The sequence below is a fragment of the Oryzihumus sp. genome, assembly GCF_036391795.1.
Taxonomy (GTDB): domain Bacteria; phylum Actinomycetota; class Actinomycetes; order Actinomycetales; family Dermatophilaceae; genus Oryzihumus.
Genome location: NZ_DASVZH010000046.1, coordinates 1 through 24,464 on the forward strand (window position 1 = coordinate 1; position 24,464 = coordinate 24,464).

Consider the following 24,464-nt stretch of genomic DNA (forward strand, 5'->3'; position numbering starts at 1 on the left):
CGGGCCCGCAGCCGCCCCCGCCACCGACCGCCGGGACGAGGACCGACCAGCCTTCTCACGACGGGCCTGGCCCGTGGTCGTGGCCACCGCGCTTGTGGTGCTGGCGCTGCAGTGGCTGGTGGCCCTGCCCTCGGGGATCCACTCCGAGCAGGTGCTGCGCGACTACCACCTGTCGACCCAGACCTGGGCCGGGTGGCTGCGCGACGAGGCGGTCGGCTGGGCCATGAACGCCGCGCTGACCACCCTCGGCCTGCTCGCGGTCTGGTGGGTCGTGCGCCGGGCGCCGCGGCGCTGGCCCTGGCTGCTCGCCGCTGGTGCCGCGGCGGTGACCGTGCTGGGGTCGGTGTTGTACCCGCTCGTGGTCGAGCCGGCATACAACCGCTTCACCCCGCTGCCCGACAGCGCGCTGACCCGCTCCATCTCGGCGCTCGCCGCCCGGGACGGCATCGTGCGCGTTCGCGTCGTCGTCTCCGACGCCAGTGCCCGGACCACGGGCGAGAACGCCCACGTCTCCGGCCTCGGCTCGACCCGCTGGGTCGTCCTGGACGACACCACGGTGGCACGGGCGAAACAGGACCCCGCCGCAGTGCTGGCGGTCGTCGCCCACGAGTTCGGCCACGTCAAGGCGCAGGACGTTCTCGTCGGCACCGCCCTCGGCGCAGTCGGCGCGGCCACCGGTGTGCTGGCCCTGGGCTGGCTGCTGGCCGGTGCGCGCGGCCGGCGCTGGCTCGACCCGCGCGCCACCGGGCGCCGGTCCGTGGCCCGCGGCACCGCGCTCCTGCTGGCCGTCGTGGCCACTGCTCCGTGGCTCGGAGCGCCGGTGACGAACCTCGTCAGCCGTCACCTCGAGGCTCGTGCCGACGCGCACTCCCTCGACCTCACCCGCGACGTGCCGGCGTTCGAGCGGATGCAGCACGACCTGGCCGTGACCAACCTCAGCCGGCTCGAGCCGACCTGGTGGCAGACGGCGCTGTTCGCCACGCACCCCGACCCCGCGTGGCGCATCGCCCAGGCCCGGGCATGGGAGCGGCTGCACCACCAGGGTGCGGGGCCATGACCACCCCAGCCGACGACGCCGCCGACGCCGACCACGCCGCCGACGCCGTCGAGGTCGACGCCGACGACGTCGAGATCGTCCACCGCCGGGCCGTGCGCGTGGTGCTGCTCGACGAGCGCGACCACGTCCTGATGATCCATGGCTACGACCCGCGCAACCCGCTGGAGACCTACTGGTACTCCCTGGGTGGCGGCGTCGAGGAGGGGGAGGACGTGCGCGAGGCCGCCGTCCGCGAGGTGTGGGAGGAGACCGGCCTGCGCCTGGACCCGGCGGAGCTGGTCGGCCCGTTGCGGGAGGACTTCGTCGTCTTCCCCTTCGACGGCAGGCAGATCCACCAGCGGCAGGTCTTCTTCGGGGCGCGGACCACGCGGTTCGAGGCCGCTCCCGCGGCGTTCGAGGAGCTCGAGGAGCTGTCGACGATCACCATCGACTGGCTGCCGGGGCGCGCGCTCGGTCAGGTCGCCGAGACCGTCTTCCCCGAGTTCCTCGCCGAGCTGGTCGAGGACCTGGTGGCCAGGGAAGCCGCCACGAGCGCCCCCACCAGCCAGAACTGGTTGTAGAACGCCTGCTTGTTGACCAGGTTGGCGACCAGCAGCATGAGCCCCAGCCAGCGCAGCAGCTCGGGCAGGTCGGGCTGGCGCCGCCACACGGTCCACATCACCGCGGCGAGCGTGCCGAACACCACCAGACCGGTCAGGGCGAACGGCAGGGTGACCCCGAACTCGTTGAGCGCCAGCAGGTAGAGGGTGTTGGCGAACTTGATCGGGTGGAACGTCACCAGCAGCGAGATCGTGTCGTGGACGAAGTCCGACGGGCTGGCCAGGAACCACGGCGCGATGAGCACGCCGGTCAGCGCACCCGTGGCGATGCTGCGCTTCCAGCCGAACGGCTTCCACAGCAGCAGGATCGGCAGCAGCAGGGCCAGGTGCTGCTTGCTCGCGCAGGCGAGCGCCAGCGGCACCACGGCCCACCAGGGGTGGCCGCGGCGCACGAGCACGGCCCACCAGAGGATCCCGGCCAGCAGCAGCGGCTCGGTCCATGCCTGGTCGACCTGGGTCAGCGTGCCGGGGGCGAGCAGCAGCAGCGCCACCAGCGGTCCGGCCGCCCACAGCGCGCGGCGGTCGGCGAGGACACCGCGGCCCAGCGCGAGCATCCCCGCCGCGGCCACGAGGGTCCAGAACACCAGGGCCCACCGCACGTCGCCGGCGAGCCACCGGCCGGGGGCCAGCAGCACGGCGGTCCACGGCAGGTAGGTGAACGCGTCCTTGATGCCCGGCGACCCGGTCCAGACCATGGCGTACATGTTCTGCCCGTGCGCCAGGCCGTCGCTGGCCTGCTGCAGGGTCACCCACACGTCGATCCGCGGCGCGGGGTCGTTGAGGATCGCGATCACCGACCCGACGAGGTATGCCGTGACCGCGGCTCCCAGCGTCAGCGGCCCGGTGGCCGGGCCCGGCCGCTGCACGAGCACGGCGCACACGACCGCACCGACGATGAACGCCCCAAGGGCCCAGCGCCGGCCGCCGGCGGAGAGGTAGCTGAACAGCGGTACGTAGGCGGTCGCGAGGGCAGATCCCAGCAACGCCAACGAGATCGAGCGCTGCGTCGCGGCCGGGACCGCTGGCCGCCGCCACAGCCAGGCGGCCAGCGCGAGCGTGGCCAGCGTCAGGGTCACCACGATGGCGACCTTGAAGCGGACCACGCTCCACTGCAGGACGGCGAAGTACGCCACCCAGGCCAGCGCCACGGCATACGGCAGGGACCGGGTGGCCCCGGTGCGGGAGAGCATGCCTAGACCGTAGAGGTCACTCCCGTGCGCCCGAGTAGAGGGCCTCGACCTGGTCGCCGAAGTCCTTCATCACGATGTTGCGCTTGAGTTTCAGGGACGGGGTGAGGTAGCCGTTCTCCTCGGTGAAGTCGCCCGGCAGCACGGTGAACTTGCGGATGGACTCCGCCTTGGACACCGCCTTGTTGGCGCTGTCGACGGCGCGCTGGATCTCGGCGCGGATCGTCTCGTTGGCGGGTGCGTCCTCCATGGACAGGCCATCGAGGCCGTTGTTCTTCGCCCACTGCGGCAGCATCTCCGCGTCGAGGGTGATCAGTGCCGCGATGAACGGCTTCTGGTCGCCCACGACGATGCACTGCGAGATGAGCGGGTGGGCGCGCAGCCGGTCCTCGAGCACCGCCGGGGCGACGTTCTTGCCGCCGGCGGTGACCAGCAGCTCCTTCTTGCGGCCGGTGATCTTGAGGAAGCCGTCGTCGTCGAGCTCGCCGATGTCGCCGGTGTGGAACCAGCCGTCCTGCAGCGCCTCGGCCGTGGCCTGCGCGTTGTTGTGGTAGCTGGCGAAGACGTTGATGCCCTTGATGAGCACCTCGCCGTCGTCGGCGATGCGGATCGAGACGCCGGGCAGCGGGGCGCCGACGGTGCCGATCTTGATCAGCTCGGGGGTGTTGACCGTCGCCGGGGCCGTGGTCTCGGTCAGCCCGTAACCCTCGAGGACGGTCAGCCCGATGCCCCGGTAGAAGTGGCCGAGGCGGGTGCCCAGCGGGGCGCCGCCGGACACGGCATACAGGACCTGGCCGCCCATGGCGGCCCGCAGCTTGCCGTAGACGAGCCGGTCGAAGACCGTGTGCCGCAGGGACAGGCCGAGGCCCGGCTTGCCGTTGCCCTCGTCGTGGGCCTTGCTCCACGCGATCGCGGTGTCGGCGGCCAGCGCGAAGATCTTGCCCTTGCCCTCGGCGGTGGCCTTCTGCTCGGAGGAGTTGTAGATCTTCTCGAACACCCGCGGCACGGACAGGATGAACGTCGGCTGGAACGTGCCGAAGTCGTCCAGCAGGTTCTTGATGTCGGCCGAGTGGCCCATGCGGGCGCCGGCCGCGACGCACAGCACCTCGATGAAGCGGGCGAAGACGTGGGCCAGGGGCAGGAACAGCAGCGTCGAGGCGCCCTCGACGGCCACGACCGAGCCGAGCCGCTCGACGGTGTTCTCCGCCAGCGCCATGAAGTTGTCGTGGGTGAGCTGGCAGCCCTTGGGCCGGCCGGTGGTGCCCGAGGTGTAGATGATCGTGGCGATGTCGGCCCGGTTGACCTGCGCGCGGCGCGCGTCGAGGTCGGCGCTGGTGACCGACTCGCCCTGCCGGGCGAGGGTGTCGAGGTCGCCGGCGTCGATCTGCCAGACGTGGGCCAGCGAGGGCAGCTGGTCGCGCACCTCGGTGAGGGTGGCCGCGTGCGCGGGGGTCTCCAGGATGATGCCGGTGGCCCCGGAGTCGGACAGGATCCAGTTCACCTGCTCAGGGGAGGAGGTCTCATAGATCGGGACGGCCACGGCGCCGGCGGTCCACACGGCGAAGTCGGCAAGGGTCCACTCGTAGCGGGTCTTGCTCATGATGGCGACGCGGTCGCCGACGCCGATGCCGGCGGCCATCAGGCCCTTGGCCAGGGCCCGCACCTCGCGCAGGAAGCGCTCGTTGCTGACATCCACCCAGGCGGCGCCCTCGCGGCGGGAGAACGCGATCGCCTCCGGACGCTCCGCGCCGTTGCGCGCCGGGAGGTCCGAGAGGTTTCCTTCCGTCCGAGCCGGGACGAGCGGGGGTACGGCGATGTCCTTCACGCGGCCTCCTCAGCCAAAGTCTCAAGCACGCACCGGCACCTTACCGACCGGTCACTTCGGTCGCCCCATCGTGAATGTCACACTTGTGCGGCGATGCTCCTCACCGATATCCCCCTGCTGCGTGCCGCGGCGCGTGTCTGCCCCGTCGACATCGTCGACGAGACCTACATCCACGTCCCGCCGGAGGCGCTCTCGGCGCTCGTCGCCGATCCCGTCAACCACCGTCACTGGTGGCCGCACCTGGCGCTGTCCACCACCCGTGACCGCGGGGTCAAGGGCCAGCGGTGGGCCGTCGTCGGCCGCATCACCGGGACGATGGAGATCTGGCTCGAGCCGTTCCGTGACGGGGTGATCCTCCACCACTACGTGCGCGGCCACGCGACCGGGTGGCGCCGCCGCTCGGAGGCCGGGCGACACACGTTGCGCTGGAAGCGCGTGGTGACGAGGCTCAAGGACTCCCTGGAGGGGCGGGCGCTGTAGCCTTCGGGCCATGGCCGAGCGCACTGAGTCCAGCATCGACATCGCCGCCACGCCGGGCGCGGTCCTCGACGTCATCGCCGACTTCGACAGCTACCCCACCTGGGCCGGCGAGGTGAAGAAGGTCGCCGTGCTCTCCGAGGACGGCGACGGCTGGGCCGACCAGGTCGAGTTCACCCTCGACGCCGGCGCCATCAAGGACACCTACGTCCTCGACTACGACTGGGACGTCACCGAGGACGGCACCGGCGTGGTGTCGTGGTCGCTCGTGACCGCGCAGGTGCTCAAGGCGATGAACGGCTCCTACACCCTCGACGGTGACGGGGCCAGCACGACCGTGACCTACCGCCTGGCCGTGGACGTCAAGATCCCCATGCTGGGCATGCTCAAGCGCAAGGCCGAGAAGGTCATCATCGACACCGCGCTCAAGGAGCTCAAGAAGCGCGTCGAGTCGTAGCCGACCATGCGCGTCCTCCTCTTCACCGGCAAGGGCGGTGTCGGCAAGACGACCACGGCGGCAGCGACCGCGGTGCACGCCGCCCGACAGGGCATCAAGACCCTCGTCATGTCCACCGACGCGGCGCACTCCCTCGGCGACGCCCTCGACGTGGACCTCACCCCGCGGGAGGCCTCGGGCGAGTGCCTCGTCGAGGTCGAGCCCGGCCTGGCCGCCCTTCAGGTCAGCACCCCGCACGCCATGCGCCGCTCGTGGCGCTCGGTGCAGGACTACCTGCTCGGGGTCCTCGCCACGGTGGGGGTCGATGCCGTCGTGGCCGAGGAGCTGACCTCGCTTCCGGGCGCCGAGGAGGTCGTGGCACTGCTCGAGCTGCGCGCACAGGTCGAGTCCGGGCGCTTCGACCTCGTCGTGGTCGACTGCGCCCCGACCGCCGAGGCGCTGCGCCTGCTGGCCCTCCCGGAGGCGCTGTCCTGGCACCTCGAGCGGCTGCTGCCGGCCCAGCGCGGGCTGCTGCGCTCGCTGCGTCCGGCCGCCGCGGCCGCTGCCGGGCTCCCCGTGCCCGGTGCGGACGTCGTGGGCGCCGTCGGCCGGTGGCTGCAGCACCTGCGCGAGGTGCAGGACATCCTGCGGGCCGAGACGACGAGCGTGCGGCTGGTGACGACCCCCGAGCGTGTCGTCGTGGCCGAGTCCCGCCGGACCCTGACCTCGCTGTCCCTCTACGGCTTCACCGTCGACCAGGTCGTGGTCAACCGCGTCTTCCCCCAGCCCGGGCCCGAGGACGCCGACCCGTGGCGCGCCTCCTGGAACCGCGCCCAGCAGCGGGGCCTGGCGGAGGTGCGCGAGTCGTTCGAGCCCCTGCCGGTGGTGGTCACGCCCTACCTGGCGCAGGAGCCCATCGGGGTCGAGGCACTGGCCGACCTGGCGCTCGTGCGGGAGGGCGACCCCGGCGCCGCGTCCTCCGAGGCGCTCCTGGCGCCCGCCGCGCACCGGGGGCTGAGCCTCGAACGCGACGGCACGGCATACGTCCTGAGCCTTCCCCTGCCCCTCGTGACCGCGGCCGAGGTGGACCTCAAGCGGCGCGGTGACGAGCTGCTCGTCGCCGTCGGCGACCACCGCCGGGTGCTGTCCCTGCCCAGTGTGCTGCGCCGCTGCGACGTGACCGGCGCCGGCGTGCGCGACGGGGCCCTGCGCGTGCGGTTCGTGCCCGACGAGAAGGTGTGGCCCCAGCAATGACCGACCAGAGCACAGGCCCCGAGCAGGCGGCACCCCCGGTGGGCAGCGTCGCCGAGGAGGCGGCGCGACTCGTGGAGGCGTTCGCCGCGTGGTCGGGCACGCACGCCGCGGCAGACCGCGCCCGTGAGGACGACGACGAGCCGTATGCCGGCCACGCCCGCCCGGGGGACCCGGGCGGCAGCGACCAGGGCCCGGATGCCCCGGAGGGAACCGGCGAGGGGCAGCACTGCCCGACCTGCGGCGCCCGGGCCGGGGTCGGCCGGGCGGCCTCCTGCGGGGTGTGCCCGGTCTGCCAGGGCATCGCCTGGCTGCGCACCGTGCGGCCGGAGACGCTGGACCGGCTGGCCGACCTGGCCGGTGCGCTCACGGACACGCTGCGTGAGGTGGCCCGGGAGGCTGCCCGGGGCCGCCCGCAAGGTGGGACGACGGGCGGTGCCCACCACGCTGGCGCTAGCGTCCAGGACATCCCCGTTGAGGACGACATCATCGAGAAGAGGGCTGGGCAGTGAGCGCCACCATCGGGCTGGACATCGGCGGCACCAAGATCGCGGGCGGGCTGGTGTCCCCGACCGGCACGATCCTCGCGCGCGGGCGGCGCGTCACCCCGGCGCACGACCCCGACCGGATCGCCGTCGAGGTGGCCGACCTCGTCCGCGAGCTCTCCGACGGGGCCGAGGTCACCGGTGTGGGCGTGGCGTGCGCCGGTTTCATCGATGCCACCGGCTCGACCGTGCTCTTCGCCCCGAACCTGGCCTGGCGTGACGAGCCGCTCAAGCGCCGGCTCCAGGCCACCATCGACCTGCCGGTCATCATCGACAACGACGCCAACGCCGCCGCGTGGGGCGAGTTCCGGTTCGGGGCGGCCCGCGACGTCGACGACATGGTGCTGATCACCGTCGGCACGGGCATCGGCGGTGGCGTCGTCACCGGCGGCCACCTGCTGCGCGGGGCCTACGGCATCGCCGCCGAGCTCGGCCACATGCGCGTCGTGCCCGACGGCATCCGCTGCGGCTGCGGCAACCGGGGCTGCTGGGAGATGTACGCCAGCGGCAACGCCCTCGTCCGCGAGGCCCGCGAGCTGGTCCGCTCCGGCACCCCGCACGCTGCCCGGCTGGCCGAGCTGTGCGCCGGCGACCCCGACAAGCTCTCCGGCCTCGACATCACCTCGGCCGCTGCGCAGGGCGACCCGGCTGCGGTGGAGCTGCTCGCCGACCTCGGCCGCTGGATCGGTGAGGGCGCCGCGTCCGTCACCGCGATCCTGGACCCCGAGCTGATCGTCCTCGGCGGTGGCGTGGCAGACGCCGGGGCGCTGCTGCTGGATCCGGCCCAGGCGGCGTTCCGGCGCCAGCTCACCGGCCGTGGTCACCGGCCGGAGGCGCGGTTCGCGGTGGCCAGCCTCGGCAACGACGCGGGGATCATCGGCGCCGCCGCGCTCGTGGCGGAGGCCGTGGGGTGAGCCTGCCGCTGGCGATCGGCGTCGACATCGGCGGCACCAAGGTCGCCGGTGGGGTCGTCGACGCCGAGGGCGTGGTCCTGCAGCGAGCCCGGCGGGTGACGCCGCACCGCTCCACCGCGCCGGCCGTCGTGGAGGACACGATCGTCGAGGTGGTCGAGGAGCTGACCGCGGCGGCGGGAGGCCACGACGCCGTGTGCGCCGTCGGCATCGGCGCCGCCGGGTTCGTCTCGGCCGATCGCGCCACGGTGGTCTTCGCCCCACACCTGTCCTGGCGGCAGGAGCCGCTGCGGCAGGCACTGCAGGCGCGGGTGCCGCACCCGATCTTCGTCGACAACGACGCCAACACCGCCGCGTGGGCCGAGTGGCGCTTCGGCGCCGGCCAGGGCGAGACCCACCTGATGATGGTCACCCTCGGCACCGGCATCGGCGGGGCCATCCTCGTCGACGGGCACGTCCAGCGGGGACGCTTCGGCATCGCGGGGGAGTTCGGCCACATGCAGGTCGTGCCCGGCGGCCACCGCTGCGAGTGCGGCAACCGCGGCTGCTGGGAGCAGTACGCCAGTGGCAACGCCCTGGTCCGGGAGGCCCGCTCGCTGGCGACCGCGCAGTCCCCGCTGGCGGCAGACCTGCTCGCGCGGGTGGGCGGCCAGCCCGGCGACCTCACCGGCCCGGTCATCACCGAGGCCGCCCGTGAGGGCGACCCCACCTCCCGAGAGCTGCTCGCCGACATCGGGACCTGGCTCGGGGTCGGCATCGCCAACCTCGCGGCCGCGTTCGACCCGGGCACCTTCGTCATCGGCGGCGGCGTCAGCGCCGCCGGCGACCTGCTGCTGGGCCCGGCGCGGGATGCGTTCCGGCGGACCCTGACCGGCCGCGGATACCGGCCGGAGGCGCGCATCGTCGCGGCGCGGCTGGGCAACGAGGCCGGGCTGATCGGTGCCGCCGACCTGGCCCGGGCCGAGGTCGAGGGGCTGGCGTGAGCCGCGCGACCCTGCGGGTCGCGACCTGGAACGTGCACGACCTCAAGGACGACGTCGCGGCCGCGGTGCGCGTGGTGCGGGCGGTCGACCCCGACGTGCTCTGCCTGCAGGAGGTGCCGCGGCGCCCGTTCTCCGGGCGTCGCGTCGCCGGTTTCGCGCAGCGGTGCGGGCTGACCTTCGCCGGCCGCCACCGGGGCAGCGGGGGCACGACCGTCCTGACCCGGCCGTCGCTGGACCTGCACGACAGCAGGCACGAGGGCCTGCCCGTGGCGCCGCTGCAGCGCGAGCGCGGGTATGCCGTGGCCCAGGTCGCGCTGCCCGGTCACCGCCCGCTGACCGTGGCCAGCATCCACCTCGGCCTCGACCCGGTGGAGCGGGAGCAGCACGTGCGGCAGGTCCTGTCGGATGTCGGCCCCTCGGAGGCGCTGGTCGTGGCCGGCGACCTCAACGAGCTGTCGACGGGGCGCGCCTGGTCGCTGCTGCAGGCGCGCCTGCCCCAGGTGTCGCCGGAGCGGCCGACCTTCTCGTCGCGGCACCCGCGGATGGTGATCGACGCGGTGTTCGCCTCGTTGCCGATGGTCCCGGACGACCGTGCGCCGGTGCTGGACCCGGCCGACCTCGTCCGTGCGAGCGACCACCTGCCCGTGTGGGCCGACCTCGACGTGAGCCGCCTGGCGCGGGCGGCTCGAGCGCCGGTGCGCCCGGGGTGAGCCCGCCGGGACGAGCCCGCCGGCGGTGAGCCCGCCCGGGTGGGCCACGGACGAGCTCAGTGCAGGAACGCGCGGACCAGTGGGACCACCTCGTCCGCGTGCTCCTCGAAGAAGCCGTGGCGTCCGCCGGGGTGCAGGTGCACCGTCGCACCCGCGATGCGCGAGGCGATGAGAGCGGCGTTGTCGGCCGGGACCATGAGGTCGTCGGTGCCGTGCAGGACCAGCGTCGGTGCGGTGACTCGCGGGAGGACCTCCCATGCGTCATGCCGGGCGCTGGCGTGGAGGTGCGCGCGGGCCTCGTCGGCCGTCATCGTGGGGTCACCGAGCAGGTGGCTGTCCTCGGGGGAGTGCGGCCAGGCGTCGGTGTAGAAGAGCCGGTGCAGGGCCCGGCGCCGGTCGGCATCGGGGACGGCGAGCTGCCGGCGTACGTCGGTGCTGCGTTCGCGCGCGTGCCTGCCGCCGGGGGAGGTGCAGGCCAGGACGAGCCGGTCGACGAGCTGCGGGCGGGTGCCGGCCAGCACCTGGGCGACCCGCCCGCCCATCGACGTGCCGTAGAGCGAAGCCGAGGCGACCCCGAGCGCGTCGAGCACGTGGGCCGCGTCGTCGGCGAAGGAGGCCGTCGACCACGCCGCCGCCGGGCCGCGGCTGCCACCGGTGCCGCGGTAGTCCATGGTGATGACGCGGTGGTCCGCCTCGAACGCCTCGCGCAGGCCCGTCCACCACCGGTGGGAGTTCGCCTGGCCCTGCAGGAGGAGCAGTGCCGGGCCGCCCTCGCGGCCGGTGACCTGCACCGCGAGCGGGAACCCGTCGGCCGCGGGCACGGTCGTGGTCCTCACGGGGTGACCCCCTCCAGGAGGGCGGGGGTGCGCCGCAGCAGCAGGGCGAGGCCGCCGGTCGCGGTCAGCAGGAGGGTGACGAAGGCGACGACGCCCGGCCACTGCGCGGTCGTCCAGGCGTCGCCGGCCAGGCTGCCGAGCACCGAGGACCCGAGGTAGTAGGTGAAGAGGTACAACGAGGCGGCCTGGCCGGTGGAGACGCCCCCGGCGTGCGCGCGGGCCGGGACCCAGCCGCTGGCCACACCGTGGACGGCGAAGAACCCGCCGGTGAGCAGCGCCAGACCGACGATGACGACCGGCAGGGGGCCGGCCAGGGTGAGCAGCGCACCGCAGACGGCCAGCAGGGCACCCAACGGGAGCACGGCTCGCCGACCGTGGCTGTCGGCCAGTCGGCCGAAGAGCGTGGAGCTGACCGTGCCCGTGGGGTACACGAGGAACACCAGGCTGGCGGCGCCGAGGCCGAGGCCGTACGGCGCCCCCGCGAGACGGAAGCCCAGGGTGTTGAACACCGCGACGAGGGCGCCGACGGACAGGGCGCCGACCGCGTAGAGCGCCAGCAGGGCAGGGTCGGAGACCGCGCGCCGGCTCATGCGCAGCAGGGCGCGGGCGTTCGCCGGTGCGGGGCTGAACCGGCGGGAGGCCGGCAGCAGCAGCCGCACCGCCAGGGCGCAGCCGAGGCCGAGGACGGCCGTGGCGGCCAGTGCCCACCGCCAGCCGGCCACCTCCGCGACGCCACCCGTGACGAGGCGCCCGGCCATGCCACCGAGGGCGGTGCCGCCGACGTACAGTCCTGCGGCCCGGGCGTGCGAGGACGGGTGCAGCTCCTCGCGCAGGTAGGCCGTGGCCACCGCCGGCAGACCGGCCAGCACGACCCCCTCGAGCAGACGCAGGGCGAGCAACGCGGACCAGCTCGGGGCGACGGCGCACGCCGCTGCGACGACCGAGGAGGCGGTGAGGGACAGGTGGATCAGCCGCGTGCGGCCGATGACGTCCGAGGTGGGGCCGGCGACGAGCAGCGCCATCCCGAGGCCGAGCGTGGTCAGCGACACGGTCAGCGTCGTGCCGGTGGTGGAGACGCCGAACTGCGTCGCGAGGTCGGGCAGGATCGCCTGGGTGCTGTAGAGCAGGGCGAAGGTGGCCAGCCCCGCCGCGAACAGGGCGGTCACCACCCGGCGGTAGCCGGCCGAGCCCGGACGGTGGCCCTCGGCGGTGGGCTGGACGGCTGCGCTCATGGACCCGACTGTGCCGCCGACCGTGTCATGCGTCCAATGTCTTAAGAGGCTCCGGTCGATACGGTTTGCGTATGATGTGGCGATGCAGCTGCGCGACCTCGCCTGGCTGGTGGCGCTCGCGGACCACCAGCACGTGACCGGCACCGCCGCGGTGGTCGGCACCAGCCAGCCCACGCTCTCGCGCGCGCTCGCCCGGGTGGAGGCCGAGCTCGGCACCCGCGTGTTCGAGCGGACGCCCGACGGGGTGCACCTCACGCCGACCGGGGCGATGGTGACCGTGGCAGCACGTGACCTGACCGCCCGCTACGAGCAGCTGCTGGCCGACCTGCGAGGCGTGCTGGACCCCGAGACCGGCGTCGTGCGGCTGGCCTTCCTCGACTCGATCGCGACCTCGCTGGTCCCCGGCGTGCTGCGCGCCTTCCACGAGCACGCCCCGCGGGTGAGGGTGCTGCTCAGCCAGGAGCCGGCGCACGAGATCCTGGCCGACCTGGCCACCGGTGCCGCCGACCTCGCCATCACCTCGGTCCGACCACCCGGCGAGTTCGGCTGGTGTCCACTGCAGGAGGAGCGCCTGGTGCTCGTCGTCCCGCCGAAGCACCGCTTGCGTGACCGGCGCCGGGTCGGGCTGGGGGAGCTGGCGGGGGAGGAGCTGGTCACCACACCGGTCGGCTTCGGCTACCGCGCGCTCGTCGATGCTCTGCTGCAGGACGCCGGCGTGTCACCGGCGGTGTCCTTCGAGAGCCAGGACCTCGCGACCATCGAGGGCCTGGTCGCCGCGGGGCTGGGTGTGGCGATCGTCCCGGAGCCGTTCGCCGGGCTCTCCGGCACCGTCGGCATCCGGATCGCCGCGGACGCCGCCCGCCGCACCATCGGCCTGACCTGGCGCACCGACCGGCCACTGTCGGCCCCGGGGGAGCGGTTCCGGGACTTCGTCACGGCCGTGCACCGCTGAACCCCGATCCGGCCCCGGCTCGGTGTCGGCCGCTCGGTCAGACGCGGGCGCCGTCGTCGCCGTCGTCCTCGTCGCGGTGCCGGGGCAGGCGCGAGACCAGGAGGGCGAAGCCACCGACAGTCAGGCCGATCGCCAGCAGCAGCCACAGGCTGTCGGCGCCGCGGTCGAACAGGATGAGGTAGAGCAGGAGCAGCGGGCCGCCGGTGAGGCCGATGAGGATGCCCCAGAACTGCAGGTCGCCGGCGGGCAGCGGTTCCGTGGGCCCGGGGATGAAGTGGTCCTCGGGGTCGGTCCGCGACCCGTCGGACCGACGCGGCTCGGGCCCCGCGGGGACGGGTCCCCACGAGGGCACGGCCGGAGGTGGCCCCGGCGTGGTGGGCGGGGTCGCGTGGCCGGCGGGGGTGTGGCCTGAGGGTGTCGGACCGGCGGGGGCTGGACCGGAGGGCGTGGGACCGAGCGGCGGGGAGCCGGAAGGTGCGCCGCCCGGGGGAGCGGCACGGCTCGGGTCCGCGCCGTGCCGGCCGGCCTCGGTGCCGGGCTGGCGCGGCGGGGCGTCGGCGGCCGGCCCCGCGTCGGTGGTCGCGTCAGAGGCCTGGTCGGCCGGCGGACGGCCGTAGCCCTCCTGCTCCGGCCAGGGGCCGGCGCCGGTGCTGGCGAGCGCGTCGTCCTCGGCCCAGTGGGCGATGATCTCGGCGAACTGGGCGTCGACCTCGGAGCGGTCCTGGTCGCTCATGGCTTCAGCTGGTGAGGCGCTCGATGAACTTGACCGACTCGGCGAAGATCAACGGCGCGTCGTTGTCGAGCGTGGCGACGTGGTAGCTGTTCTCGAGGAGGATCTCCTGCACGTCCTCGCTGGAGATCTTGCCCAGCACCAGGGCCGAGCTCGACGCCGGGACGACGTGGTCCTGTGGGGAGTGCAGCAGTAGCACCGGCTGGGTGACCTCGGGCAGGTCGCGGGTGATGGCGCGCCAGGCGACGACCTGGGAGTGCCCCGCCTTGAGCGGCGTCTTGGTGTAGGCCAGCTCCGTCGCCCCGGCCTTCTTGATGTCGTTGGCGATCCCCGGCAGCGCGCCGACGAGGTGCTTGAGCACGGGCAGCACGACCAGGCGCGGGTCCTCGAACTTCAGGGCCGGGTTGACCAGCACGAGCCCGGCAACCCGGGGGCCGTGGTTCTGCGCGAGCTGCAGGGCCAGCGCCCCGCCCATGGACAGGCCGCCGACGACGACCGTGCGGCACCCCGCGAGGAGCTCGCGGAAGGTGGCATCGACCGTGGCATACCAGTCGGACCACTCGGTGCGGTTCATCTCCTGCCACGTGGTGCCGTGGCCGGGCAGGCGCGGCAGCCGGACGGTGTAGCCGGCCTCGGCGAGGTGCTCGGCCCACGGTCGCAGGCTCTGCGGGGTGCTGGTGAAACCGTGCACCAACAGGACCCCGACGTCGGACCCGTCGTGGGAGAAGGGCTCTGCTCCGGGCAGGATCGCCACCTGTGCTCCTCGCATCTGGTCCGGTCGTGTGTGGGGGCCGTGCGTGCTCGCTTGTGCGAATCCTCGCATGGTGCGAGGTGCCCGCCTAGTGTGCCGGGTAGAGTTCGGCGCGTCACAGGAGGTGGGGTCGTTGTTCTACTGGGTGCTCAAGACGATTGTGCTCGGACCCATCCTCAAGCTGCTGTTCCGCCCGTGGGTCGAGGGGGAGGAGAACATCCCCCCGGAGGGTGCGGCGATCTTCGCCAGCAACCACCTGTCCTTCTCGGACTCGATCTTCCTGCCGCTGGTGGTGCCGCGCCGGATGACGTTCCTGGCCAAGTCCGACTACTTCACGGGTCGGGGGATCAAGGGCCGCCTGACGGCGGCCTTCTTCAAGGGTGTCGGGCAGCTGCCCGTCGACCGGTCCGGCGGTCGTGCCGGCGAGGCCGCCCTGCGCAGCGGGCTGAAGGTCCTGCGCCGCGGCGAGCTCCTCGGCATCTACCCCGAGGGCACGCGCTCGCCCGACGGCCGGCTCTACCGCGGACGCACCGGCGTGGCCCGCATGGCCCTCGAGGCCGGAGTCCCCGTGCTGCCGGTGGCGATGGTCGGCACCGACAAGGCCCAGCCCTCCGGCAAGAAGCTGCCCAAGATCATGCGGATCGGGGTGCGCATCGGCAAGCCGCTGGACTTCTCGCGCTATGAGGGCATGGAGGACGACCGCTTCGTCCTGCGCTCGATCACCGACGAGATCATGTACGAGCTGATGCTCCTGTCCGGGCAGGAGTACGTCGACATGTACGCCACGTCCATGAAGGAGCGCCTGCTCGCCGCGGCCCGGGCCAAGGCCAAGCCGCTCTACGGCGGGGGCGCCGAGGACAAGGCGGCAGGCAAGGCTTACGACAAGGTCCACGACGCGGACGCCGTGGCCGTCGACGGCGCGGTCAACGACGCCTCCGCGGTCGCCGGGTCCGAGCCGGGCCCACAGGAGGCGGTCGGCGCCGCGCCTGAGGACGACGTCACGCCCGACGGCCAGCGCGCCGCCAGCTGACACGGTGGCCTCAGGGGGGAGCCGGGCCACCGACCCGAGCGTCGTCGCGGCCCTGTGGCGCGGGCTCAACGTGCTGCGTCCCGTGGCCCTGCTGTATGCCGTGTACTCCCTGCACCAGCGCCACCCCGGGATGGAGCGTCCCTGGGTGGCGGCCGTCGTGCTGGCGGTCCTGGCCGCCTGGACCGGGGTCATGTGGTTCCACCGGGACCGCACGACCACCGTGGTCGGCATCGAGCTCGCCCTGGCCGTGGCGGCCGTCCTGTCCACCCGGGTCGTCGACAGCAGCGCGGTGATCCTCGCCGGCGCGCCGACCGTGCCCGGCATCTGGCCCTCGGCGGCCGTCGTCTCGTGGGCCGTGCTCAAGGGCTGGCGCGGCGGGCTCTTCGCGGCGGCCGTGGTCTCCGCCGCCGACGTGGTCGAGGTCGTCGCGCCCACCGACAACACAGTCAACAACATCGTCCTGCTCTTCCTCGTCGGCGGCTGCATCGGCTACTGCGCCGACCTGGCCCGGGAGGGGCACCTGGCTCTGCGCGAGGCACTTCGGGTGCAGGCGCAGGTGCAGGAGCGCGACCGGCTGGCCCGCACCGTCCACGACGGCGTCCTGCAGACACTGGCGTTCATCCACCGCCGCAGTGCGGATCTCGGCGGGCCCGGCCGCGAGCTGGGTGCCATGGCCGCCGACCAGGAGCGGCTGCTGCGCGCGCTGGTCAGTGGGGTGCCGGCCCCCGGTCTGGACGAGGTGGTCGCGGGCGACGTCGACCTGCGCCAGCTCCTCGGGCGCTACGCGGGGGGCGCGGTGCAGGTGGTGCCACCGGCCGACCCGGTGCCGTTGCCCCGCAAGGTCGCCGAGGAGCTGTCGGCCGCGGTGAGCGCCGCGCTGGACAACGTGCGCCGGCACGCCGGGGACGGCGCACGGGCCTGGGTGCTGGTCGAGGACGAGGGCCGGGACGTGGTGGTCACGGTGCGTGACGACGGCGTCGGGCTGCCCGCGGGCAGGCTGGTCGAAGCCGCCGCGCACGGCCGGTTGGGCGTGCGCAGCAGCATCACGGGCCGGCTCGCCGACCTCGGCGGCAGTGCCCGCTACGAGAGCCATGAGGGGGAAGGCACCGCGGTTGAGCTGCGGGTGCCCCGGAGGGAGAGGTCCACGTGACGGGTATCGAGCAGGCGGGCCGCGCCGACGGGCCGGAGCGGGAGTGCCGCCAGGACGGGCCGGAGCCCGGTGGTGCAACCGGGCCCGCGGCGAGCGACGGGGCGGCCGACCCCGGCCTGCGGGTGGTCGTGGCCGACGACCACCCGATGTGGCGGGACGCCGTGGCGCGCGACCTCGCCGATGCCGGCTTCACCGTCGTGGCCACGGCCGACGACGGACCCTCGGCCGTGAACCGGACCCTGGCCACCCGGCCGGACGTGCTGGTGCTCGACCTCAACCTGCCGGGCATGCGTGGCGACGAGGTCTGCGCCGCCATCCGGCGAGCCGGTGCGCCGACCCGGGTCCTGGTCCTCTCGGCCAGTGCCGAGCAGCGGGACGTGCTCGAGGCGGTGAAGGTGGGCGCGACGGGCTACCTGCTCAAGTCCGCCTCCCGCGAGGAGTTCCTCGACGCGGTCCGGGAGACGGCCGCGGGCACGGCCGTGTTCACCGCCGGGCTGGCCGGGCTGGTGCTGGGGGAGTTCCGCCGGATGGCGGCCGAGGACGGCGCGGGCCGGCAGCCGTCGGTGCCGGGCCTGACCGAGCGCGAGACCGAGGTCCTCAAGCTGGTCGCGACCGGGCTGAGCTACAAGCAGATCGCCGCCCGGCTGTTCATCTCCCACCGCACCGTGCAGAACCACGTGCAGAACACGCTGACCAAGCTGCAGCTGCACAACCGGATCGAGCTGGTGCGCTTCGCCATCGCGCGGGGCCTGGACGAGCCCGAGCCCGCGGGCTGAGCCTCAGGCTGCGGTGGCCTCGCGCAGCGCCTGCAGCACCCGCGAGTCGATGCCCTGGGAGGTCAGCCGCGTCTCGTAGTTCTCGGCCCCGGCCCAGTCCGCCAGGGCGGCGTGGACGTCGGGCTGGGTGCGCCCGAGCCGCGCCAGCCGTTCGGTGACCTCCTCCAGCAGCCCGCCCTCGAGCGGCAGCACGTTGGTGGGTCCGCCGAAGTAGAGCTCGTTGAGGTCGAGCAGGCGGGCCAGCTCCTGGGGCGCCTCGGGGTGGTCGTCGACGCGCAGGTCGGCCAGCACGCCAGAGCCGTCGTAGCCGGTGCCGGCCTGCACGGCATACAGCGCAGCGGACTGGCGGCCGCGGCGGTCCCCGCCGGCCCGGTCGCCGGCCAGCACGGCGTGGACCAGGCGGGACGGGAACGGCAGGTGCGCCGCCTCCAGCCAGGCCCGCTCCATCTCCTGCACCACCTGAGGCCCGGCGAGGATGTTGCCCTGGATGGCGTAGCCGCCGGTGGCGTCGCGCCCGGTGAGGCCGCCGGCCCAGTCCATGCACGCCGGCCCGGTGAAGCTGGCCTGGCCGGTGGGCGTGACCAGGCCGAGCTGGCGCTGCTCGTGGCCCTCGTCGTCCCCCGTCAGCCGGGCGACGACCTCCTCGGGTGCGACGCCGTCGGCCAGCAGCGCGAGGGCGTCGCCCTTGTAGGAGACCTTGGCCAGCGCCTGCGTCGCCACGGCGCCCACGCCCACCCGGGCGGCCGGCACGACCGACCCGACGGCGAGGAACTTGCTGGCGACGGCGACGCCGAGGGCGTCACCCATCGAGGCGACGATGGAGAAGGTCATACCTTCGACCCTAGCCGCGGACCCCTGTCCGGGCGATAGGTTGCCGGGCATGCGCATCGGTGTGTTGACAGGTGGCGGCGACTGTCCCGGCCTCAACGCCGTGATCCGGGCCGTCGTCCGCAAGGGGATCGAGACCTACGGCCACGAGTTCGTGGGCTACCGCGACGGGTGGAAGGGCCCGCTGGAGGGGCTGACCAGACCCCTGGGGCTGGAGGACGTCGAGGACATCCTCGCCCGCGGCGGCACGATCCTGGGGTCCTCGCGGACCAACCCGTACACGATCGACGGCGGGGTGGACCGCATCCGCGAGAACGTCCGCGCCGCCGGTATCGACGCGCTGGTCGCCATCGGGGGAGAGGACACCCTCGGGGTGGCCAAGCGGCTCACCGACGACGGCCTGGGCGTCGTGGGCGTGCCCAAGACGATCGACAACGACCTGTCCGGCACCGACTACACCTTCGGCTTCGACACCGCGGTGTCCATCGCCACCGAGGCGATCGACCGGCTGCGCACCACCGCCGAGTCCCACCACCGGGCGCTCGTCGTGGAGGTCATGGGCCGGCACGCCGGCTGGATCGCGCTGCACTCCGGCCTGGCCGGCGGGGCCAACGTCATCCTCGTCCCCGAGCGGCGCTTCGACATCGACCAGGTGGCTGCCTGGGTCAAGCACCGCTTCGACCAGGAGTACGCTCCGATCATCGTGGTCGCCGAGGGCGCGCAGCCCAGCGACGGCGGGGAGGCCCTGCAGAGCGAGGAGATCGACGCGTTCGGGCACGTGCGCCTCGGCGGGATCGGGACCTGGCTGGCCGCCGAGCTCGAGCAGCGCACCGGGCACGAGAGCCGGTACGTGATCCTCGGCCACATCCAGCGCGGCGGCACCCCCACGGCCTACGACCGGGTGCTGGCCACCCGCTTCGGGCTGCACGCGATCGACGCCGTCCACGAGGGGGACTTCGGGGTCATGGTGGCGCTGCGCGGCACCGACATCGTCCGCGTGCCGCTGGCCGAGGCGACCGCCGAGCTCAAGACGGTGCCGCCCGAGCGATACGCCGAGGCCGAGGTCTTCTTCGGCTGATCGCCTTGCGGCCCACCGCTTCCCGCAGGGGCGTGGCCACCCTGGTGAGGGTGGCCACGCAAGCCTGCGTTCGTCATACGGACCCACGCGTGTCCGGTGGCTGGACGCACCTACCCTTGACCCCGTGAGCATCGACGCGACCCCCGAAGTCCTGGCCGGGCTGGACGCCTGGCGTGACCTGCCCGCCGCGCAGCAGCCCGAGTGGCCTGACGCCGACGCGCTGGACCAGGCCGTGCGGACGCTGTCGACCTATCCTCCGCTGGTCTTCGCCGGCGAGTGCGACATCCTGCGGACGCGCCTGGCGGCAGCGGCACACGGTCAGGCCTTCGTCCTCCAGGGCGGGGACTGCGCCGAGACGTTCGCCCACGCGACCGCCGACAACATCCGCGACCGGATCAAGACCATCCTGCAGATGTCCGCGGTGCTGACCTACGGCGCCAGCCTGCCCGTGGTCAAGGTCGGCCGCATGGCCGGGCAGTACGCCAAGCCCCGCAGCAGCGGCAACGAGACCCGCGAGGGCGTCACGCTGCCTGCCTACCGCGGCGACATGGTCAACGACTTCGCCTTCACCCCCGAGGCCCGCACCCCCGACCCCGACCGCCTGGTCCGGGCCTACAACGCGAGCTCGGCCACGCTGAACCTCGTGCGGGCGTTCACCCAGGGTGGCTTCGCCGACCTGCGCCGGGTGCACGACTGGAACCGCGGCTTCGTGGCCAACTCCGCCAACGCCCGCTACGAGAAGCTGGCCAAGGACATCGACAAGGCCATGAAGTTCATGGAGGCCTGCGGTGCCGACTTCGAGGCGATGCACCGGGTGGAGTTCTTCGCCGCGCACGAGGCGCTGCTGCTGGACTACGAGCGCCCGCTGACGCGGATCGACTCGCGCACCGGGCAGCCCTACGACGTCTCCGGTCACTTCCTGTGGGTGGGCGAGCGGACCCGCGACATCGACGGGGCACACATCGACTTCATCTCGCGGGTGCGCAACCCGATCGGCATCAAGCTCAGCCCCAAGGCCGACCCGGACTACGTGCTGCGGCTCATCGACAAGGTCGACCCCGAGCGCGAGCCCGGCCGGCTGACCTTCATCACCCGCATGGGCGCCGGCACGGTCCGCGACGCGCTGCCGGCGATCGTGGAGAAGGTCACCGCCTCCGGCGCGGTGCCCACGTGGATCTGCGATCCCATGCACGGCAACACCTTCGAGTCCTCCACCGGCTACAAGACGCGTCGCTTCGACGACGTCGTCGAGGAGGTGCGCGGCTTCTTCGAGGTGCACCAGGGCCTGGGCACCGTGCCCGGCGGCATCCACATCGAGCTGACCGGCAACGACGTGACCGAGTGCCTCGGCGGCGCGGGGGAGATCCTCGACGCCGACCTCGAGAAGCGCTACGAGACCGTGTGCGACCCGCGCCTGAACCACCAGCAGAGCCTGGAGCTGGCGTTCCTCGTCGCCGAGATGCTGAGCCAGCGGTGAGCGGGGCGACGCGCCTGGTCGACCTGCGCTCGGACACGCTGACGCGACCCACCCCGGAGATGCGCCAGGCGATGGCCGGCGCCGAGGTCGGCGACGACGTCTACGGCGAGGACCCCACGGTCGCCTCCCTGGAGGAGCGGGTCGCGGGGATGCTCGGCCACGAGGCGGGCCTGTTCACGCCGTCCGGGTCGCTGGCCAACCAGCTCGGGCTGCGCCTGCACGTCCGGGCGGGGGAGGAGGTCATCGCCGACTCCCTCGCGCACGTCCTGCGGGCCGAGATGGGGGCCGCCGCGGTGTTCTCGGGCATCTCCTCACGCTCCTGGGTCGCCGAGCGGGGCCTGCTCGACCCGGCCCAGCCGCTGGCGATGATGCAGCCCGCGGCCGGGGCCTACCAGGTCTCGACCCGCCTGGTCGTCGTGGAGAACACCCACAACTTCGGCGGGGGCACCGTCCAGCCGCTCGGGCGGATCGCCGCCCTGCGCGAGGCGACCCGGCCGCAGGGCGTGGCCCTGCACATCGACGGCGCCCGGCTCTGGAACGCGCACGTGGCCACGGGCACCGGCCTCGCGGCGTACGGGCAGCTGGCCGACACCGTCTCGGTCTGTCTGAGCAAGGGCCTGGGCGCGCCGGTGGGCTCGGTGCTCGTCGGGTCCCGCGCCCACATGGACGAGGCGCGCGTGTGGCGCAAGCGCTTCGGCGGCGGGATGCGGCAGGCGGGCATCCTCGCGGCGGCCGGGCACTGGGCCCTGGACCACCACGTCGAGCGGCTCGCGCAGGACCACGCCCGGGCCCGGCAGGTGGCAACCGCCGTGGCCGACGTGGCTCCAGGCGTCGTCGACCCGGCCACGGTCGAGACCAACATCCTCATCCTCGACGTGGGTGCGGCCGGCTGGTCGGCCGCCGGCTTCGTGACCGCCGCCGCGGACCGGGGCCTGCGGATCTACGCCACCAACGCCCACGCGGTGCGCCTGGTGTGGCACCTGGACGTCGACGAGGCCGACACGGCCTACGCTGCCGATGTGGTCAAGGACCTGCTTGCCGAGGCGGCGCATCGATCGTGAGCTCATGGGGGCTGGCCGAGCCGCGGCCGCTCCCGCCCGGCCAGCGCCGGACGGAGAGCCTGCGGCCGGTCCACTACGGCCGCGTGCCCAGGATGGACCTGGCCAGCTGGTCCTTGCGGATCGGTGGGGACGCCAAGGGGGGCAGCACGGCGCTGACGTGGGCGGAGTTCGACCGCCTGCCCAAGGTCGACGTCCGGGCCGACCACCACTGCGTCTCGCACTACACCACCCAGGACCTGCTGTGGTCCGGCGTCGCCGTGCGCACGATCCTGGACCTGGCCCCGCCGGAGGACGACGTCGAGCACGCGCTCGTCTCGGCCGCCTACGGCTACAGCTCCAACGTGCGGATGGAGGACCTCGCCTCCCCGCGCGCGATCCTGGCGACCCACCTCGACGGGGAGCCGCTGACCCCGGAGCACGGGTGGCCGTGCCGGCTCGTCCTGCCGCACCTGTACGGCTGGAAGGGGCCCAAGTGGGTGCTCGCCATCGACTACCAGCACCACCCCGAGCGGGGCTTCTGGGAGCAGCGCGGCTACCACTTCACCGGCGACGTGTGGCGCGAGGAGCGCTACGCCTACCAGGAGTAGCGCAGCTCAGCTGACCTCGTGGTGCAGCGCCTCCGCCGGAGGCTCCTGCGCCGCCGTGGCGCCGGTGTCCTGGCGGCCGACGAGCTCCACGACGTACATCGCGGCGACGACCAGCGCGCCGCCGAGCAGCATCGGCGCAGTGAGGCTCTCGCTGCCGAGGGTCACCGCGAAGGCGGCGGCGAACACCGGCTCGAGGGTCATGACGATCGCGGCCCGGGTGGCCGGCAGGTGGCTCTGCGCCCATGTCTGCGCCCACATCGCCACGGCACCGGCGACAAGCGCCATGTAGAGCACCGACAGCCAGGGGCCCGTCCCCGAGGGCAGCTCGACCCCGCCCGGGGCGGCGCACACCAGGCACACGAGGGCGATGACGACCATCTGCACCGCGGCCAGGCCGCTGGCGCTGCCGCTGGAGGACCAGCGCCCCAGGCCGATGATGTGCAGGGCGTAGACCGCCGCCGAGGCCAGGGTCAGCAGCTCGCCGTAGCCGAACCCGACGCCCCGCAGCGACAGAGCGGCCAGCCCGGCGGTGGCCATGCCCACGGCAACCCACGTGGAGCGGGGCACCCGGTCGCGCAGGAGGACCGCACCGAAGACCGGCGTGAGCACGACGTAGGTGCCGGTGATGAACCCCGAGCGGGAGGCGTCGGTGTGCGCCAGGCCGACGGTCTGCAGGACCTGCGCGACGCCGTAGAGCACGCCGAGGCCCGCGCCGACGGTCAGCTCGCGCCGGTCGAGGCGGCGCACCTGCCGCCAGAACACCGCGGTGATGACGACGGCGGCGATGGTGAACCGCACCGCGAGGAAGTCTGCCGGGGACAGCTGGCGGACCACGTCGCGGATGAGGAAGAACGTCGAGCCCCAGACGGCGGTGACGCTGACGAGCAGCAGGGTCGCGAGCTGGCGGGAGCGGACGTTCGGCACGCCCAAGGGTCTCAGACCACGACGAGGGTGACGGTGCTGCCCTTGGGTGCCTTGGAGTCGCCGGCGGGTGACTGCTGGCGCACGATGCCGAAGAAGCCACCCATGACCTGCTGGACGCTCACCTGGAACCCGGCGGCCTTGAGGATCTGCGCCGCCTCGTCCTGCTGCTTGCCGACGACGTTGGGCACCGGGACGAGCTGCGGGCCCTTGGACACGACGAGGGTGACCTTGTCGCCCTTGTAGAGGGTCCCACCGGGCGGGGTCTGCGAGATGACCGAGCCCTTGGGCACGGAGTCGCTGAACTGCTGCTGGGTCGCGTCCACCTGCAGGCCGGCGCCGGTCAGCGCCGCGACCGCCTGGTCGGCGGGCTTGCCGGTGAAGTCCTGCACCGTGATCGGCTGGCGGCCCTGGCTCACGACGAGGTCGACCGGGGCGTTGCGCTTGAGCCGGGTGCCCGCGGCCGGGGAGCTGCTGACCACCTGGCCGGCCGGGATCTTCTCGTCGTAGGCCTGGCGCACCGAGCCCACGGTGAGGTGGTTGTTGCGCAGCGCGGTGGTCGCCTCGGCCTGGCTGTGCCCGACCAGGGAGGGCACGGTGTAGCGCTCCGGCCCCTGCGAGACGGTCAGGGTCACCACGGTGCCCCGGCGCACCCCGGCCCCCGCGCGGGGGTTGCTGGCCATGACGTAGCCCGGCCTGACCGCCTCGTCGAACGCACGGGTGATGCGGGCCTGCAGGTGGGCCCGGGTCAGCTGCGCCATCGCCGACTGCTGCGTGGTGCCGACGACCCGGGGCACCGTGGTGCTGGCCAGCGGCCCGGCGAGGAAGAGCCAGCCGAGCAGCGCCGCCACGAGCACGGCGAGACCGCCGAGCACCCACGGCAGGGGCAGCACGCGCAGGTGCTCGGCGCGCCGGTCTGCGGACGTGGCCGCCACCCCGGGCGCCCCGACTGGGACGACCTGGGTCCGCGACAGCGCGGCGGTCGCGTCACTGGTGCCGTCCGCGACACCGCCGCCGGCGGGGCGGCGGTCGAGCTCGTCCTGGCCGAGCCCGGCGCGCACCCGGCGCAGCTCG

General features: G+C 73.6%; 26 protein-coding genes. 17 read left to right on the top strand and 9 right to left on the bottom strand.

Annotation, left to right across the window (positions count from 1 at the left end):
* Together VF825_RS02840 and VF825_RS02845 are read left to right on the top strand one after the other, a co-directional pair.
* Positions 1 to 1,057, top strand: a 1,057-nt coding sequence (locus VF825_RS02840; protein ID WP_331109931.1) for a M48 family metalloprotease, incomplete at its 5' end; no start/stop codon positions are given.
* A complete protein-coding gene (locus VF825_RS02845; protein WP_331109933.1) occupies positions 1,054 to 1,617 on the top strand; it encodes an NUDIX hydrolase in 564 nt (187 codons plus the stop codon). The genes VF825_RS02840 and VF825_RS02845, both read left to right, overlap by 4 nt.
* On the opposite strand, the gene VF825_RS02850 is transcribed toward VF825_RS02845, so the two are convergent.
* On the bottom strand, positions 1,512 to 2,846 hold the full coding sequence (locus tag VF825_RS02850) for a glycosyltransferase 87 family protein (RefSeq protein WP_331109935.1): 1,335 nt from the start codon (positions 2,844 to 2,846) through the stop codon (positions 1,512 to 1,514). The genes VF825_RS02845 and VF825_RS02850 overlap by 106 nt on opposite strands.
* 16 nt (positions 2,847 to 2,862) lie before the next feature.
* Entirely contained in the window at positions 2,863 to 4,668 is a 1,806-nt protein-coding gene (locus VF825_RS02855) for an AMP-dependent synthetase/ligase (RefSeq protein WP_331109937.1), read from the bottom strand.
* Between the two features lie 93 nt (positions 4,669 to 4,761).
* On the opposite strand from VF825_RS02855, the gene VF825_RS02860 reads away from it, so the two are divergent.
* The 7 genes from VF825_RS02860 to VF825_RS02890 are packed head-to-tail and all read left to right on the top strand — an operon-like array spanning position 4,762 to position 9,981.
* Positions 4,762 to 5,148, top strand: coding sequence for a hypothetical protein (locus VF825_RS02860; RefSeq protein ID WP_331109939.1), 387 nt, complete (start codon positions 4,762 to 4,764; stop codon positions 5,146 to 5,148).
* A gap of 10 nt (positions 5,149 to 5,158) precedes the next feature.
* Positions 5,159 to 5,602, top strand: a complete 444-nt coding sequence (locus VF825_RS02865; protein WP_331109941.1) for an SRPBCC family protein — start codon at positions 5,159 to 5,161, stop codon at positions 5,600 to 5,602.
* A 6-nt stretch (positions 5,603 to 5,608) separates the two neighbouring features.
* Entirely contained in the window at positions 5,609 to 6,835 is a 1,227-nt protein-coding gene (locus tag VF825_RS02870; RefSeq protein WP_331109943.1) for an ArsA family ATPase, read from the top strand.
* Positions 6,832 to 7,344, top strand: a complete 513-nt coding sequence (locus tag VF825_RS02875; RefSeq protein WP_331109946.1) for a hypothetical protein — start codon at positions 6,832 to 6,834, stop codon at positions 7,342 to 7,344. The genes VF825_RS02870 and VF825_RS02875 overlap by 4 nt, the downstream gene beginning before the upstream one ends.
* Positions 7,341 to 8,291, top strand: coding sequence for an ROK family glucokinase (locus VF825_RS02880; RefSeq protein WP_331109948.1), 951 nt, complete (start codon positions 7,341 to 7,343; stop codon positions 8,289 to 8,291). The genes VF825_RS02875 and VF825_RS02880 overlap by 4 nt, the downstream gene beginning before the upstream one ends.
* Positions 8,288 to 9,271 (top strand): ROK family glucokinase, encoded by a 984-nt coding sequence (locus tag VF825_RS02885; protein WP_414695751.1) that lies wholly within the window; start codon positions 8,288 to 8,290, stop codon positions 9,269 to 9,271. Before VF825_RS02880 ends, VF825_RS02885 begins: the two co-directional genes overlap by 4 nt.
* On the top strand, positions 9,268 to 9,981 hold the full coding sequence (locus VF825_RS02890; RefSeq protein WP_331109950.1) for an endonuclease/exonuclease/phosphatase family protein: 714 nt from the start codon (positions 9,268 to 9,270) through the stop codon (positions 9,979 to 9,981). Before VF825_RS02885 ends, VF825_RS02890 begins: the two co-directional genes overlap by 4 nt.
* Positions 9,982 to 10,037: 56 nt before the next feature.
* On the opposite strand, the gene VF825_RS02895 is transcribed toward VF825_RS02890, so the two are convergent.
* Positions 10,038 to 10,817 carry an alpha/beta hydrolase gene (locus tag VF825_RS02895; RefSeq protein ID WP_331109952.1) on the bottom strand — a complete coding sequence of 260 codons (780 nt, stop codon included), beginning with the start codon at positions 10,815 to 10,817 and terminating at the stop codon, positions 10,038 to 10,040.
* Positions 10,814 to 12,049, bottom strand: a complete 1,236-nt coding sequence (locus VF825_RS02900) for an MFS transporter (RefSeq protein ID WP_331109954.1) — start codon at positions 12,047 to 12,049, stop codon at positions 10,814 to 10,816. The genes VF825_RS02895 and VF825_RS02900 overlap by 4 nt, the downstream gene beginning before the upstream one ends.
* Positions 12,050 to 12,131: 82 nt before the next feature.
* Here VF825_RS02900 and VF825_RS02905 point away from each other — a divergent pair, with 82 nt between their 5' ends.
* Positions 12,132 to 13,001 carry a LysR family transcriptional regulator gene (locus tag VF825_RS02905; RefSeq protein ID WP_331109956.1) on the top strand — a complete coding sequence of 290 codons (870 nt, stop codon included), beginning with the start codon at positions 12,132 to 12,134 and terminating at the stop codon, positions 12,999 to 13,001.
* Between the two features lie 37 nt (positions 13,002 to 13,038).
* On the opposite strand, the gene VF825_RS02910 is transcribed toward VF825_RS02905, so the two are convergent.
* Both VF825_RS02910 and VF825_RS02915 read right to left on the bottom strand, forming a co-directional pair.
* Positions 13,039 to 13,734 carry a hypothetical protein gene (locus tag VF825_RS02910; RefSeq protein ID WP_331109958.1) on the bottom strand — a complete coding sequence of 232 codons (696 nt, stop codon included), beginning with the start codon at positions 13,732 to 13,734 and terminating at the stop codon, positions 13,039 to 13,041.
* Between the two features lie 4 nt (positions 13,735 to 13,738).
* Positions 13,739 to 14,485, bottom strand: a complete 747-nt coding sequence (locus tag VF825_RS02915) for an alpha/beta hydrolase (RefSeq protein WP_331109960.1) — start codon at positions 14,483 to 14,485, stop codon at positions 13,739 to 13,741.
* Positions 14,486 to 14,615: 130 nt separating this feature from the next.
* Between VF825_RS02915 and VF825_RS02920 the strand changes: the two genes are divergently transcribed.
* From VF825_RS02920 to VF825_RS02930, 3 genes are all read left to right on the top strand, one after another.
* Positions 14,616 to 15,512 (top strand): lysophospholipid acyltransferase family protein, encoded by an 897-nt coding sequence (locus tag VF825_RS02920; RefSeq protein WP_331109962.1) that lies wholly within the window; start codon positions 14,616 to 14,618, stop codon positions 15,510 to 15,512.
* 4 nt (positions 15,513 to 15,516) lie between these two features.
* Positions 15,517 to 16,662, top strand: coding sequence for a MacS family sensor histidine kinase (gene macS, locus VF825_RS02925; protein ID WP_331109964.1), 1,146 nt, complete (start codon positions 15,517 to 15,519; stop codon positions 16,660 to 16,662).
* 146 nt (positions 16,663 to 16,808) lie between these two features.
* Positions 16,809 to 17,438, top strand: coding sequence for a response regulator (locus tag VF825_RS02930; RefSeq protein WP_414695752.1), 630 nt, complete (start codon positions 16,809 to 16,811; stop codon positions 17,436 to 17,438).
* A 3-nt stretch (positions 17,439 to 17,441) separates the two neighbouring features.
* On the opposite strand, the gene VF825_RS02935 is transcribed toward VF825_RS02930, so the two are convergent.
* Positions 17,442 to 18,269: a DUF1028 domain-containing protein gene (locus VF825_RS02935; protein WP_331109966.1), complete on the bottom strand. Its 828-nt coding sequence runs from the start codon at positions 18,267 to 18,269 to the stop codon at positions 17,442 to 17,444.
* A 49-nt stretch (positions 18,270 to 18,318) separates the two neighbouring features.
* Here VF825_RS02935 and VF825_RS02940 point away from each other — a divergent pair, with 49 nt between their 5' ends.
* The 4 genes from VF825_RS02940 to VF825_RS02955 all read left to right on the top strand — a co-directional run bounded on the left by VF825_RS02940 (position 18,319) and on the right by VF825_RS02955 (position 22,469).
* Positions 18,319 to 19,344 carry a 6-phosphofructokinase gene (locus tag VF825_RS02940; protein WP_331109968.1) on the top strand — a complete coding sequence of 342 codons (1,026 nt, stop codon included), beginning with the start codon at positions 18,319 to 18,321 and terminating at the stop codon, positions 19,342 to 19,344.
* A gap of 124 nt (positions 19,345 to 19,468) precedes the next feature.
* Positions 19,469 to 20,821 carry a class II 3-deoxy-7-phosphoheptulonate synthase gene (locus VF825_RS02945; protein ID WP_331109970.1) on the top strand — a complete coding sequence of 451 codons (1,353 nt, stop codon included), beginning with the start codon at positions 19,469 to 19,471 and terminating at the stop codon, positions 20,819 to 20,821.
* Entirely contained in the window at positions 20,818 to 21,882 is a 1,065-nt protein-coding gene (locus tag VF825_RS02950) for a GntG family PLP-dependent aldolase (protein WP_331109972.1), read from the top strand. The genes VF825_RS02945 and VF825_RS02950 overlap by 4 nt, the downstream gene beginning before the upstream one ends.
* Entirely contained in the window at positions 21,879 to 22,469 is a 591-nt protein-coding gene (locus VF825_RS02955; RefSeq protein ID WP_331109974.1) for a molybdopterin-dependent oxidoreductase, read from the top strand. Before VF825_RS02950 ends, VF825_RS02955 begins: the two co-directional genes overlap by 4 nt.
* A 6-nt stretch (positions 22,470 to 22,475) precedes the next feature.
* On the opposite strand, the gene VF825_RS02960 is transcribed toward VF825_RS02955, so the two are convergent.
* Positions 22,476 to 23,393, bottom strand: a complete 918-nt coding sequence (locus VF825_RS02960; protein ID WP_331109976.1) for a DMT family transporter — start codon at positions 23,391 to 23,393, stop codon at positions 22,476 to 22,478.
* 11 nt (positions 23,394 to 23,404) lie between these two features.
* The coding region (locus VF825_RS02965; RefSeq protein ID WP_331109978.1) for a PASTA domain-containing protein at positions 23,405 to 24,464 on the bottom strand (1,060 nt) is incomplete at its 5' end.